Origin of the sequence: Desulfosporosinus lacus DSM 15449 (genome assembly GCF_900129935.1) — a bacterium.
Classification (GTDB): Bacteria; Bacillota; Desulfitobacteriia; order Desulfitobacteriales; family Desulfitobacteriaceae; genus Desulfosporosinus; species Desulfosporosinus lacus.
The window spans coordinates 642,719-657,358 of record NZ_FQXJ01000003.1 but is presented as its reverse complement, the minus strand read 5'-3'; the positions used below and the strand labels follow the sequence as shown (position 1 = coordinate 657,358).

The following is a 14,640-nucleotide window of genomic DNA, read 5'->3' as shown; positions in this document are numbered from 1 at the left end:
GATCAGCTTCTAACCTTGTAAACACAAGGTCATTCTCCACTAATCCAATTGCCGATTCAATTTTCAACGGAATAATATTCTCAATTTATTCTTTTCGATAGGCCGGTCTCCCTCCGCTTTAGCAGATTGTCAATCCATAAAATAACCAATTTGATGGATCAATATATATAAAAAATCCGAGAGTCTTATAATGCTCATCAAAACATTGTACTTCTTAGTCTTATCTACAAAAACCTCATTATTAACTACAAGGGCGCCATTGTGCACCTTGAATACAATTTAGTGCAGTTAGTTACCGCCTATAATGCTACAGCTAAGCTTCATTTCATTCTTATGTTCATTGCCTCAGTTAATACCTAAATTATGTCCGTTTGGTTGCAAATGGCGTCGCTCCGTAGATTTTTGAACTTGCGTCATTGCGCATAAGATGAGCATCGAGATCGTGAATTCCTTGGTGGAACTGTTCGATCCTGGTTTTATCCTTCGAATCAAACGAATCGATCCCACTGTTTAACAGCACATCCAGGTAACTCGTAAAGGCTGAAGCTTTAGAAGCATTCGCTTCATTTTTATACTGCTTGTCCAGCAATGTTTTATGGAATACGATGTACTTCTTAATGTCTTCTTCGTTCATCTGGGGACCCGCTGCTGGCCCATAGAGATAACCATCTACATATTGGTGGATATTCCATGCGGAGCCAAAGGCTAATGTTTTTGCATCATTGCTTAATGCAGCCTCTCCGAAGAATGCAGTGACAGACGGCGCCAAGTCTATCAGCTTAGTGTCCGGTTCCCTGTACTTATTTTTTGATCCCGAATCACTTTGTGGAGGTGCATTAATGGTCGTGGGTGCTGCAGTGGGCGTTGTTTCCGCTCCTCCTTTTACTGCAGGTGGAGCAGTCCCTTCAGGCAACATCGTGCCATTACTGCCGTTAATACTGTTATTGCCGTCAACGGCTGGTGTTTGAATAACCACCTGGTCAGTAATAGCACTTTGTTGCCTAAAAACCTTCCAGACACTTGGGCCATACACCCCTGCTGCAACAACAGCACCCGCAAGAACTAACGTTCCGGCTAAGGTTACTATCCTCTTTTTGTCTAATGGTATCATTAGTCTCTTCCCTCCTTTAGACTTTTTTTATACTACGAGAGCATTTTACCAATTTTTGGGAGAGAAGGGTGTCGTTTTTGCTGTAGAGTCTGGTTCATTTTCTGTTCTCTATGTTCACGAACTGTCAAAAGCCTTCAAGCAGTCCATATAATTCGCGATAATCAAGCAGCATTGTCCAAAAAAAGTCGGTAATTTAAAGGTAAGGAACCTCTGTAAAATATAAAACCCCCACCAACGCGGTGAGGGTTTAAAATATTATCTGTTCTCGTCTTCCCTTCGAACTAACTCTCGAAGATAGTCAAATAGGTCTTCCGAAAGATCTCCTCTGCGCAGGGCATAGTCGATCGTTGCTTCCACAAAACCTAGCTTATCTCCGACATCATACCGACGACCTTCAAATTCATAAGCGAGTATTTCCTGATAGCGCCCCAGTTCCTTAATTCCATCTGTAAGCTGTATTTCTCCACCCCTGCCAGCTGGCAGACCCTCCAAGATACCAAATATTTCAGGGTTTAAGATATATCGACCCATGATAGCTAAGTGAGTTTCCGGAGCCTCCTCCGGACGCGGTTTCTCTACCATATTCTTGGCCCGATAAAGTCGATCAGCAAACTTCTCCCCATCCACGATCCCATATTTAAGAGTATCCTCGAGTGGAACCTCTTGAACTCCTACTATACTTGCCCCATAGCGCTGATAGTGATTGATCATTTGCTTCAAAGCAGGCACTTCTGAATAAATGACATCATCCCCTAAAAGGACCGCAAACGGTTCGTTACCAATGAATTTCCGGGCACTGTAAATTGCATGTCCCAAACCTAAGGCTTCTTTTTGCCGAACATAATAAATATCCGCCATCTGAGCAATATCCTGAACCAAATCTAGAAGTTCGTCTTTAGCATTCTTTTCCAAGAAAGCTTCAAGTTCCATCGAACGATCAAAGTGGTCTTCAATGGCCCGTTTATTCCGACCTGTCACAATAACAATATCCTCTATTCCAGATTGGATAGCCTCTTCTACTATGTATTGAATAGTTGGTTTATCCACAATCGGCAACATTTCTTTTGGTTGGGCCTTTGTTGCTGGTAAAAAACGAGTTCCCAGCCCGGCTGCCGGTATCACTGCTTTACGTATTCTACGCATGCTAACGCTCTCCTTTGTTATAAGACTTTGTGCGCTCAATTAAGATTTCTTAGGGACTATATAAATCACACATTCTTTCACTAAGAGGGTTTCGACGAGCAGTCATTAATTACCTTCTACTTTTTACATATTTGTAAAATAATACATACGATGAGCTTTTTCATCGTTATTTTCCAAAACATTCCTGGATTCTTTGGAATGCTCTAAAATTATCTTACCATACTAAGAAAATGGAAAAACTTAAACGCTTCTTTATCTACGGAATTATTGGCCTCGTCGTTGAGGTCATATATACGGGTTTAGCTTCCCTTCTCAAAGGGGACTTAAGCATGCAAGGGTTCACCTTCTTAATAATGATCCCCATATATGGACTCTCGGTATTTCTAGAACCCTTACACACCTCTCTGCGCTCTCATTCCTGGTGGATTAGGGGGTTAATTTATCTTGCCGTAATCTGGACGATAGAATATTCCAGCGGTTCGATCTTGGCTTTAATCTTAAGAAGTTGCCCTTGGCAATATAATGACTCGTTAAATATTAACGGGTACATTACCCTCCGAATGGCACCCGAATGGTTTCTTTTCGGATTAGGGTTCGAATATCTCCATGATTTTATGGATAAATTACCCTTCAAAATATAAAGACGATATAAAGACGGATCTCAATATCGCTTCCGCAGCACTGTTGATGAGACTTTTTTCCCTAGTCAGATTAATTAGTCTGACTAAACTATTATAAATGCGTGCCAAAGAATTGTTTTAAGGTTACAACTAAGAACGCAAGAGCGATAGATCGTCCTTGCGTTCTCAAAGTTGTTACTCTTTGACTTATCTTACTTTTCTTTTTCTACAGGAGTTTCCAGTTTTTCCAGAACTTGGTCAACAAGCCCATATTCTTTGGCTTCCTCCGCCGTCATATAATAATCGCGCTCTGTGTCTCTTTCAACTTTCTCAATGGGTTGCCCCGTTCTCTCAGCAAGAATTCTATTCATCTTTGCTTTAGTTCTGAGCAATTGTTTAGCATGAATTTCAATTTCCGTCGCTTGTCCGGAAAGTCCATGCCCACCAATTAACGGCTGATGAATTAAGACTTCAGCGTTAGGCAAAGCTACTCGTTTTCCCTTAGCACCGCTCGCTAAAAGGAATGCCCCCATACTCGCTGCCATTCCGATACAAATCGTACGTACATCTGAGCGAATATATTGCATGGTATCATAAATGGCCATTCCTGCAGTGATCGAACCACCGGGACTGTTAATATACAGATTAATATCTTTTTCAGGATCTTCTGCTTCGAGGAAAAGCATTTGTGCTACGACAAGATTGGAGACATCATCATCAATGCCACCCCCGAGGAAGATAATACGATCTTTCAAAAGACGAGAGTATATATCGTAGGAACGTTCCCCACGATTTGTTTGTTCTACTACCATTGGGACGAGATAACCCATTTACAATTCCCCCTATTCACTTTTATTAAGGATACTGTACTTAACTCATTATATTCTTGCCGATTAACTTTATTTTAGTACAAAGGTCAGTTAAGGTCAAATGATTTGTTGTAAAAAACCTACCTGTATCATATAATCCAGAATTTTCTTCAGATAATCCTCAGTAATATCTGGCCACTCAAACCCGGTTTCATTTAAATAGGCTTGAGTAACATTACTCTCGATCTCAACTTTACGCTCAGGGTCAATATCGCGCTCCTCAGTCAGGTCCAAAACAAATCCACTGAGCGAAGGCAACGACTCTACATAGTATTCAATTAATTCGTAAAACGATTTCATATCTAAAGGCTTAATTCTGATATCCTGTGTATGAAGGATATCGATTAGTTTTGTCATCTCGATTTTCTTATGGTTAAACATGTGAAATACTCGACCAGCTCGTGTATTTGTCTTAATGCTATTAATAATGCCTTGAGCGCATGAATCTACTGGGGTAAATTCCAGTTCCTGATGCAGTTTATCACTTGGAATCGCTCTAATCTCCAGTATCGATTTTAGCTTCTGATAAAAAGCATTTTCGTGAATATTTTCTTGGAATTGACCATCTGAATATCTGCCGGTCAATACTCCTACTCTAAAGATAGCAGCTTGAAGTCCCAATGAGGTTGCTTTAAAAATATTCACCTCTGCCTCAAACTTACTTCTAATATATAAATTATCACGATAATTTTGACCTATATACAGTTTAGTTTCACTAAAACACCCGTTCTCAAATTCACCCGTTAATTGATTCCCAGCAATACTTAGAGTGGATACATGGTTCAAAGGCGTGCCGAAGGTTAAGCAAAAATCAATTACCTCCTGTGTTCCCTGGACATTTACTTTCTCAAAATCAGAATAATCTCCATAATGTTTAACCAGCCCCGCTGCATGAACCACAGTTGAAACATTCTTGCCTAACTCCGTATAGTCTTCAGAAGTTAGGCCAAGAAGTTTTTGGGAAATGTCACCTTTGATAATTTTTATTCTGGTATAGTCACACTTCGCTGATACCGAGAAGTACCTATTAAATAGGCGTCGAAACCGTCTCTCCGTTTCACTCCCGCGAGCTAAACAGTATATAGTGCTTGAAGTATTATTCAAGAGTTCCCAAAGCAGATGCATCCCTAAAAAACCAGTTGCTCCCGTTAAGAGTACGTTCTCCATCAAAACAGGCATCAAGCTTTGTAAAGGTTGATCATAATCCGCATCTGGCTGTGGAAATTCTTCCTCTAACTTAATAATTCTGCTTTCTTCAATTTCTCCCCTTACCTTATCCGAAAGTTGCCGAATCGTAGGATAATCATAAAAGTCCTGCGCATTTAAATCCCATTTTCTAAACCAAATCTCTGTGAGTATCTCGATAATCGCCAGAGAATCTCCCCCAAGAAGAAAAAAGTTATCATCAATGCCGACCTCTCCAACTCCTAATACTTTGGACCATAGTCTAACCAATTCTTCTTCTACTGGATTTCTCGGAGGTATCAGTATTGTATCCTCCAACTCTGCTCTCGATATCGGATCAGGCAGACTCTTTTTATCTACCTTGGAGTTGGGAGTCAGGGGGATCGCGTCAAGCCACACAAATTTTGCAGGAATCATATATTCTGGTAAGCGTTGCCCTAAATATCCTCTCAATTCCAAGGTAGAGCAGACCTTATTTCCGACTAAATAAGCGCAAAGATAATTCTTCTTATTCCCATCCTCACGAGTTATAACAACAGCTTCTTGAACTTGTTCATGTTTAATTAAACATTTCTCAATTTCCCCTAACTCGATGCGAAAACCTCGGACTTTGACCTGATCATCATTTCGACCTAAATATTCAATCTCCCCTTCAGCAGTCCAACGTCCAAGATCTCCGGTTCTGTACATAATTTTCCCTTCATGAAAAGGATCGGGAATAAATCTTTCTTGGGTAAGATCTGGACGATAGAGATATCCTCGAGCAAGCCCTTCTCCTCCAACATAAAGCTCCCCTGTTACTCCCATGGGTACAAGCTCCCTGGTACTATTAAGAATATAAATCTGAGTATTGGCAATAGGCCTTCCTATAGTTACGTGTTCATCTTGAGTTACCTCTTTATACATACACCACACAGTCGTTTCAGTAGGCCCATACATATTGTAAATTCTTGCGGCTGGGGCAACTTTCTGTAAATTATTGAGCACTACTTCAGAAAGCGGTTCTCCCCCGACGAAAATATCCATTAAGGGTGTGAAACCTGCAGAACATTGGGGGTCTTTTAACAAGGATTGGATTTTTGAGGGTGTAGCCTGGAGCATCTCAATATTGTTCTTCTTGACAAGATCGAACAAGAGATTGGGAATTTTCTGTTCAGCTTCATTAGCCATAACCACACATATCCCATAGGATAGCGGTACCAGAGTCTCCATAACAAAGATATCAAAAGCTACTGTGGTCAAGGAAACAATTGCCTTCTTTTCTGAGAAGTAAAAAAATTTCCATAGAGCATGAATAAGATTATTAACTGATCGATGTTCAATCATTACTCCCTTGGGAGCACCCGTTGATCCAGACGTATAAATTACATAGGCTAAATCATTTGGCCTATTAACATTGTCCAGATCCGAGGCTAACCCTGAGTATAATGATGAATCATTAAGATCGATTTGCTCTAAAGCTACGGCTTTTTCCAATTTCCCTACAACTTCTCTTTCTTCAATACTGGCAGGGTTCGTCAGCAACATATGTGTCTGGCTATTATGCAACAGGCCCTCAATTCTCGCAACCGGATATTGGGGGTCAATGGGCAGATAGGTGCCTCCTGCTTTGAGTACTGATAGTATACCGATCATCAGTTCGGGGGAACGATTAAGCATAAGCCCAACAACACTATTTGGAGTTACACCTTTTTGCCTTAAGGTCCTGGCTAGTTGATTGGCACGTTCATTTAATTCTCGATATGTAAGCCTGTTATCATTAACAATTAACGCAATATGCTCTGGTGTTTTCATCACCTGTTCTTCAAACAACTGATGAACTAATTTTCCTTTTGGATAATCTAGCTTTGTAAGGTTAAGTTCATGGACAAGTTTGTATTTATCTTGTGTCGTCAACAGAGAGATTTGGGACAAGGTTTTGGAAGGCTCTGAAATTGCGTCTTTCAAAAGATTTATAAGGTAACGATGAATTTCTTCAACTTCTTCATCACTTAAAGCTTCAACTGAATAATCATAATCGAGCCTCAACATTCCATCATCTTTCCAGTCACTTATGCTAAGAGACAGCGTGTTAATTTCATGTCCATTAAAACTCCAAAAAGTTTCTAGGTCCATGTTTTCTACATCTAATTTAGAAACTTGATACGAAAAAGCGATATCGTTTAAAGTCCCTGAAAAACCGTACTTTGCCCGAATGTCTTTCAGAATCTCTTTATATGGATAGCGTTGGTTTTTTAACAATCGCTTCCATACCTTAGCAGTATGGTCAAGAAATGTTAAGAAGTCCCATTCTCGATCAAGGGTTATAGGAAAAGGTATATTGCTTATAAACATTCCAGCCGTATTCCTCTGTTGATAGTTTGCCCTATTAAGTACTGGAGTCCCAATCACAAGGTCCCGTTTAGATGTTACTTTTGATATGCATAAGGAAAAAATGGCAAAGAAAAATATAAAACCAGAAACATTATGTTTTAGTGAAAAGACTTTAACGTCTTCACAGAGATCACGGGATAACATCATGGTTTTTCTTTTAGCTTGACTATTCCTCTTTCCTCGATTTTTTACATTTAACAAAGTAGGCTCAGGAATTGTCTCAAACAATTGTTGCCAAAAAACTTTACGTTCCATATATTTAGGGGAATCACTATAACTAATCTCTTCTAAAATATAACTTAAGTAAGAAGGTTTTTGTTCTATCTTAAAGGTTTTATAGTTTATTAAATGACTATAGACGTTAAGTACTTCTTTGATAATCATCGTCAGACTCCACGCATCCGAAATAAGATGGTGGAATTTAAAATACAATGCTACTTTAGAGTTTCTTAGTCTAACACAGGCAATATAAAATAAATCAATGTCTAAAAGCTTAAAGGGAACCCGTGTTTGATGATCCTTCCAGTACTCAAACTCTTTTAATCCGTTTGAATGACTAAAATTCAGTCGTTCGATCTGGTATTCCCGGAACTCGGATATAAATTGGCGAGGTTCTCCCTCAACCATAATGAATCTCAAACGAATAGCTTCATGCATTTGGATAATTAAATTAACCGCTTTCTCAAGAACGTCCATATTTATATCTTCTCGGATTATCACACCAACTGCTAAATTAGCATGGCTTGTATTTCCATAAAATGTTTCTATGTCCCATATGGATTGTTGCGGGAAGGTCAGAGGGTAAAGTATTGGATTATTCATCTTCCATCCTCCTAATAATCACTAATATTTTCTCCATCCCTTTATCAAGCTGAAATGAGAAAAATTTAATTATTTGGCTGATAAGGTTACCAAATAGTAACCAATTTTTAAAACTATCGGTAAGTTCTTGAAGGAATGTGATTGATTATGTCGAAATAATAATATGTTTTATCTAACCATATTTGAAAGGTGGCTTTTTTCGCCAATGCCTTCTCCATTCCTAAAACTCCCTGATAAATATGAACAAGAATTTTTTAATGAAATAGTACGTTTAAATTTTTTACGCTCGCGCAATCTTGCACTGGTTCTTTCCCTTCTTAATATTTTATTTATTATTTTTGATATAAAGAATTATCAGGAAGGGCTATGGTATTGGTATACCCCATCTGGGTATTTGACCTTATTTTACCTTCATGTATTCTTAGGCCTTATACTATCAATTTTCCTCCTATTGTCATGGTTCAATAGACTAAAGTCAGAGGACCAAGTACTGACTCGTTGGCATTCTTTGTTGGGGACCTTTTTTTCCGCTTTCATTATCCTTTTCAGTTCCTGTATCTCCATAAACGATCAGCTCCTTCACAATCAAATCACTGTCTTTATTCTTGGTTCTATTTTAATTGCAACCAACAACTACCTAAAACCGATAATCAGTATAACTGTATTTGCTTCTTCCATGATTTTATTTATGATTGGAATTACGTTCTTGCAATCGGATTTAGACGTTCTTAAGGGTAATTATATCAATGGCACAATTCTGATCATTTTCGCATGGTTTCTATCTTTTACTATATATAACATGAAAATTCAAGACTTTATTAGTCAAAAAACGATCCAGCAAAAAAACAAAGAGGTCGAAGACTACAATAACGACCTCATCGAGATCAACAACCGTCTTGAAGAGTCTCTACAGGCCTTAGACGAATCTCAAAATGTAATTTTCACCTTGGCTTCGGCCTTGGAATCTAAGGATACTTATACGCGTGGACATTCCGAGCGTGTTGCAAACTATGCCCTCCAGTTGGCACAGACCCTTGGACTTTCACTCAATGACCAACAAACCGTTTGGCGAGCAGCACAATTACATGATATTGGAAAAATTGGAATACCCGATGCAATCTTAAATAAATCCGGTAAACTTAACGAGGAAGAATGGGAAATCATGCGCTCGCATCCTGAAATGGGAGAAAACATTTGTTCTACACTCAGTTTTGCTCGTAATTTCCTCCCTCTTATTCGCCATCATCATGAACATTTTGACGGAACAGGCTATCCGGATGGATTGAAGGGAGAGGAAATACCCTTTTTAGCTAGAATTATTACGATTGCCGATGCTGTAGATGCCATAACCTCTCATCGTTCCTATCGGCCAAGCCGAACCATCGACTATGCATTAGAAGAATTAGCGATAGGAAAGGGTTCCCAATTCGATCCTTCTATTGTTCAAGCTTTTATTGAGTCCTTTAACTATGCATAGCTGATAGATAAAGGAACTTTGAACTTAACGAAGAATGTTGATCCCATAGGGCTGGATTCGATCGAAATTGTTGCATTATGCCGTGCAACAATTCCGTAACAGACTGCCAATCCTAACCCCGTACCAGTCTCTTTAGTCGTAAGAAAAGGAGTGCCTAGCCGATCTATTATTTCTGGTTTAATACCCGTCCCTTCATCTTGAATGACTAGAATTACTTTTTCGTCCTCAAAGTGTGTTCTTATGGTTAGGCAACCGCCTTTAGACATCGCTTCAAATCCATTTCGGGCCAAATTAAGAATCATCTGACGCATTTCTTTATCATCTAAAATCAGATCGGGAACTACATCAAGTTGAGTCGTTACGCACTTGTCACTCCGAATAGCATCTACCTGAACAAGAGGTAGGATGCTATTAATAATATCATTCAGATTATGTCTGGCAGCCTCAGTTACCTTAGTCCGGCTTATAGAGAGGAATTCCGTAATAATATGATTTGCGCGATCAAGTTCGCTAATCATGAGCGGAATATAGCCGCTGTATTTAGCAGAATTAGTATTTTCACCGAGTAACTGTAGAAATCCTCTAACGGTTGTCATCGGGTTTCTCACCTCGTGACCGATACTTGCCGCCATTTCACCGACCAAATTCATCTGATCCATCCGTGTCATTTCTTTCTCTATCTTCTTTTGAGCAGTAACATCCCTGACAATGGTTGATGCTCCAATAATCGTTTCATTGTGATTCTTAATCGGAGATACAGTCAGATAAACTTCAATAATCCGTCCATCTTTTCTTTGACGAGTAGTCTCATAATGTGAGACAGACATCCCTTGGGAGATGGTTAACATAATATCATCCAGCTCAAACTGCTTGTCCACAGGGAACAACTTTCTAACTGACAAGCCCACCATCTCTTCCTCCGAGTATCCGTAAATACACTCTGCCCCTCTGTTCCAATCAATGACGATACCTTCTAAAGTCATCCCTATAATGCCATCTTCTGTTGACTCGACAATAGATGCCAACCGAAAGATCTTTTTTTCTATTTGTTTGCGTTCACCTACTTCTCGCATGAGCTGATGATTAATTTCTTCCAGTTCCTTCGTGCGTTCTTTTACTAGACGCTCAAGGCTATTTTGATGCAAAAAATCTCGGACTTTAGAATTATAGAGAGTTAACGATAAAACCCAAGAGACAAATATCAGCATAAAAGTATTAATGTAATGTCCATTTAGTATTAGAGAATCCGGCTGATTTCGCGCTATTCCCAGAATAACAATAATGTAGGACAAAAAATAAGCCCAGAAGCTCTCCATCGGACTTAAACTAAAAAAGACAGCTATTATTAGGCAAACCATAATGTAAACTGTCAATTGTCCATGAATCCTTTGGTCCACCCAGCCGGTAATAACTGCAGCCATGACTAAGCAAAAGACCGCAAAACAAATCTCATATACATTATGAACCCATCTTACATCCTCCACTGACTGCAGGCTAATTTTCCAATATAATATTGTGATTACTGTCATTCCAAGGCCAAATACAACATGAGAGTAGAAAAGCCATTCATACCCAGGAGTACTGCTCCAAAGACCCTGTTGATAATTACGGTAATCCGTAAAAAGAAAGAGCAAATCTAATACAAGCAAGACCATTGATAAAATTCTCAGGCGAAAGTAATTTGAAAACAATTTATTCTTAAAGAATTCCTTCTGAGTCTCTTTTATAATAAATTTATTATTTGTTTTGATAGTTTCCATTGTCCACTCCTGTCCAAAATTATGCTTAAACTCATACGATGAAACTTATATATATTCCTTTTTAATTACCAATAATCCTTCTTTTTCTCAAAAAATACCCATCGACTCTTATTCCACTTTAACCCAATTCCGACGCGTGGAATATGATGGAATATAACTTTGGGAAAGGCGGCGAATCAGACGTGCAATCCAAGACAAAATCTCCCCCTTATCCTCCCTATTTTAGCCCTTATCCACTAGCGCCTAACAACTTACGGGGGTATAAACCTTCACTTCCAAACAAGCATAGTTGTTCTACAGCCTGTTTACCTCTTCTTCCTTCAGTGCCCAAGTTTTCTCTTGGCTACTGGGAATTACTATCGCCTGCTCTTTTCGGGACTGCTGGGGCTCTTTTTTTAAGCCTTTTCTCGAGCAAAGATAATCTAGTTAAACAATTTGGAGGAACCCTCTTTAAATTTTCGCTCGTCGGGTATGCTATCGGTGCGACGGTCTCAGTTTCCTTAGCAATATCTGAAGTCATAAAAGAATCCAAAGCTCCCTACAACCATTTACTCTTTCCCATCGGTGGGGGGATTCTCGCAATTATCTTTCTTTTCGGGTCAGAGTATCTACTCCTCTATAGATTTTTCCCTTCCAGTTTTACAGGGAATGTGGGAGATAACTTAGGAATTCAATTTCTTTCATTTTTATATTTGAGCATTACGACGATTGCTACTGCTGACTTAGGCGATATCTTGCCGACCGATATTACGCCCCGTTTGTTGATCGCCACAGAAATAGCCTTTAACCTGTTTACTTTGGCAACCGGAATTCAGCTTCTACTTGCACAAAACAGCTAAAATCAGGGGGATATTTCCAGAAATGTCCCCCTGAAAGATGGCCTTGACAATGTATAATGAATTCATTCGAAAAGATACTTATAATTGGACAAGATTCGTTGTAATATAAAAGGCGAATTAAAATCTATTAATTACAAAGGGGTAATTTAAAGATGAAAATTTTGGGAAACGTAATGGAACAAGTTGTGAAGAAAAACCCGAACGAAACCGAGTTTCACCAGGCTGTAAGAGAGGTCCTAGAATCTATCGATCCAGTTGCTGAGAAGCATCCTGAATGGGTAAATTCTGGAATATTCAGCCGGATTGTTGAACCAGAGAGACAAATCATGTTCAGAGTCTCCTGGGTTGATGATAGTGGAAGAGTTCAAGTAAATCGTGGATTCCGAGTACAATTTAATAGTGCCATCGGTCCTTATAAAGGCGGTTTAAGATTTCATCCATCCGTTAATCTAGGAATTATTAAATTCCTGGGATTTGAACAAATCTTTAAAAATTCACTCACAAGCCTTCCTATTGGTGGAGCTAAAGGTGGATGTGATTTCGATCCAAAAGGTAAATCAGACGGAGAAATCATGAGATTCTGCCAAAGCTTTATGTGTGAGTTATCTAAACATATTGGTGCCGACACAGATGTTCCTGCAGGAGATATTGGTGTAGGTGGTCGTGAAATCGGCTACATGTATGGTATGTATAAAAGAATCCGCAACGAGTTTACCGGTATTCTTACCGGTAAAGGATTAGCCTACGGCGGGAGCTTAGCACGTACTGAGGCTACCGGTTATGGCCTTTGCTATTTCATGGAAGAAGCTCTTAATGCAAAAGGCAAATCCTTTAAGGGTGCGACTGTTACCATTTCCGGATCAGGAAATGTTTCTATTTATGCCGCAGAAAAAGTCCAACAATTAGGTGGAAAAGTTGTTGCGATGAGTGATTCCAATGGTTATATCTTTGACCCAGCAGGAATTAACCTGGACACTGTTAAGCAAATCAAAGAAGTTGATCGACTCAGAATCAGCAAATATGTAGAATCTCATCCAACTGCAACTTACAAGGATGGATGTGCTGATATCTGGAGTGTTAAATGCGATATTGCTCTTCCATGTGCTACTCAAAACGAATTAGACGGACAAGCTGCCCAAACTCTGGTAGCTAATGGATGCTATGCTGTCGGCGAAGGCGCTAATATGCCTTCTACTCCAGAGGCGGTTAATCTTTTCATTGATAAAAAAGTAGTTTTTGGCCCGGCAAAAGCGGCTAACGCTGGCGGGGTTGCGACTTCCGCTCTCGAAATGTCCCAAAACAGTATGAGATATTCCTGGAGTTTTGAAGAAGTCGATGCGAAACTTAAAGACATTATGATTAACATTTACAAAAATGCCAGCGAAGCTGCTAAGGAATATGGCCAAGAAGATAATCTCGTTGTAGGTGCGAACATCGCCGGCTTTATTAAGGTTGCTACTGCGATGTATGCTCAAGGAATTGCTTATTAAGCTTGACTGGTAATGAACTAAGTTTATACGTTTGATAGAGACAAGGCACCTTGGCAAAGTTACCAAGGTGCCTTGTCTATTTTTACACTTAGCTCTTTTCCCTAATCTACACTTATCAGGTAAAATGCCCGTAGAAAGAAACTTATTGTCCTTTGATTAACTATTTGTTTCGGTTACGGCTAAAGCGGCTAAGAAATTCCTTAATTCCTCCACGTTTCTCCGTCGGTTCTTGTACCTTCAAAGTATCTGACAAACGCCCAGCTTCACCTTGTGAATTCGGTCCTTGGAGGTCTGGTCCTCTGAAATTGGAACCTGGAATATTTCCTCCCTGGGGAAATGGCGGATAATTCATTCCCCTTTTCTGCATAAAACGTTCAAGACCCCTCATAGGAAATGGGTTTTGTCCCAAGCTTTGCATAAGATTTGGGGTATTTGGGTTATTAAAAAGATTAAGTCCTCTAATTGACACTCTACCTTCACCTCCTTGACTTGATCTAAATCATGAGACTCCCACTTCGAGTGGTACTCCCGGTTCTGCTTCGGTGGGGGTAAAGTCCCCCACCAAAGTTTCGATGTTCAACTTTTGTTGAACAAGTTCATTAAAGAGATTTAACGATAATGGGCTCCCTAGTGATAGGAAGCCCCGTTTCAGATGAACCTTAGAAGATAACTCCCAAAGCTATTAGAATTAAAATCGCAATCGTGATGATTCCAACTCCTACTCCGGTACCAACAGCGGGAGCAACACGACAACCTCCACCATAACCGTACATATTATTATACCTCCTATATTAGGTGAATTACTTAAACAGTGGGCTCCTTAGAATACAATTCCCATCGCGATGAGGAGCAAAATAATAACAACTACCACTGCAATACCAGCGCCAACGCCGCCAGCTCCGTCAGCTCCGAATGCCATTTAAAATCCCCCTTTCGTTCTTTCTACATTAT

Annotated in this window: 10 protein-coding genes; 4 read left to right on the top strand and 6 right to left on the bottom strand. The window is 39.6% G+C overall.

Annotation, left to right across the window (positions count from 1 at the left end; genetic code table 11):
• Nucleotides 1-361: 361 nt before the first annotated feature.
• Nucleotides 362-1,111 (bottom strand): hypothetical protein, encoded by a 750-nt coding sequence (locus BUB11_RS03190; protein ID WP_073027812.1) that lies wholly within the window; start codon nt 1,109-1,111, stop codon nt 362-364.
• Nucleotides 1,112-1,366: 255 nt separating this feature from the next.
• On the bottom strand, nt 1,367-2,254 hold the full coding sequence (gene galU, locus BUB11_RS03185) for a UTP--glucose-1-phosphate uridylyltransferase GalU (RefSeq protein WP_073027811.1): 888 nt from the start codon (nt 2,252-2,254) through the stop codon (nt 1,367-1,369).
• A 230-nt stretch (nt 2,255-2,484) separates the two neighbouring features.
• Here galU and BUB11_RS03180 point away from each other — a divergent pair, with 230 nt between their 5' ends.
• The gene (locus BUB11_RS03180; protein WP_073027809.1) at nt 2,485-2,895 is read left to right on the top strand and encodes a putative ABC transporter permease; all 411 of its coding nucleotides are present in this window, start codon (nt 2,485-2,487) and stop codon (nt 2,893-2,895) included.
• 191 nt (nt 2,896-3,086) lie between these two features.
• Here BUB11_RS03180 and clpP read toward each other — a convergent pair whose 3' ends face one another.
• Both clpP and BUB11_RS03170 read right to left on the bottom strand, forming a co-directional pair.
• On the bottom strand, nt 3,087-3,704 hold the full coding sequence (gene clpP / locus BUB11_RS03175; protein WP_073027808.1) for an ATP-dependent Clp endopeptidase proteolytic subunit ClpP: 618 nt from the start codon (nt 3,702-3,704) through the stop codon (nt 3,087-3,089).
• A gap of 96 nt (nt 3,705-3,800) precedes the next feature.
• Complete coding sequence (locus tag BUB11_RS03170) at nt 3,801-8,123, bottom strand: non-ribosomal peptide synthetase (protein ID WP_073027806.1); 4,323 nt, start codon at nt 8,121-8,123, stop codon at nt 3,801-3,803.
• A 676-nt stretch (nt 8,124-8,799) separates the two neighbouring features.
• On the opposite strand from BUB11_RS03170, the gene BUB11_RS28140 reads away from it, so the two are divergent.
• The gene (locus BUB11_RS28140) at nt 8,800-9,600 is read left to right on the top strand and encodes an HD-GYP domain-containing protein (RefSeq protein ID WP_242947434.1); all 801 of its coding nucleotides are present in this window, start codon (nt 8,800-8,802) and stop codon (nt 9,598-9,600) included.
• Here the strand turns inward: BUB11_RS28140 and BUB11_RS03160 are convergent.
• Nucleotides 9,591-11,360: a two-component system sensor histidine kinase NtrB gene (locus BUB11_RS03160; protein WP_073027802.1), complete on the bottom strand. Its 1,770-nt coding sequence runs from the start codon at nt 11,358-11,360 to the stop codon at nt 9,591-9,593. The two genes, BUB11_RS28140 and BUB11_RS03160, sit on opposite strands and share 10 nt — an antisense overlap.
• Nucleotides 11,361-11,683: 323 nt before the next feature.
• On the opposite strand from BUB11_RS03160, the gene BUB11_RS03155 reads away from it, so the two are divergent.
• Complete coding sequence (locus BUB11_RS03155; RefSeq protein ID WP_242947433.1) at nt 11,684-12,199, top strand: hypothetical protein; 516 nt, start codon at nt 11,684-11,686, stop codon at nt 12,197-12,199.
• Between the two features lie 152 nt (nt 12,200-12,351).
• Entirely contained in the window at nt 12,352-13,689 is a 1,338-nt protein-coding gene (gene gdhA / locus BUB11_RS03150) for an NADP-specific glutamate dehydrogenase (RefSeq protein ID WP_073027798.1), read from the top strand.
• A gap of 160 nt (nt 13,690-13,849) precedes the next feature.
• On the opposite strand, the gene BUB11_RS03145 is transcribed toward gdhA, so the two are convergent.
• Nucleotides 13,850-14,158, bottom strand: a complete 309-nt coding sequence (locus BUB11_RS03145; RefSeq protein ID WP_073027797.1) for a hypothetical protein — start codon at nt 14,156-14,158, stop codon at nt 13,850-13,852.
• Between the last annotated feature and the right edge of the window lie 482 nt (nt 14,159-14,640).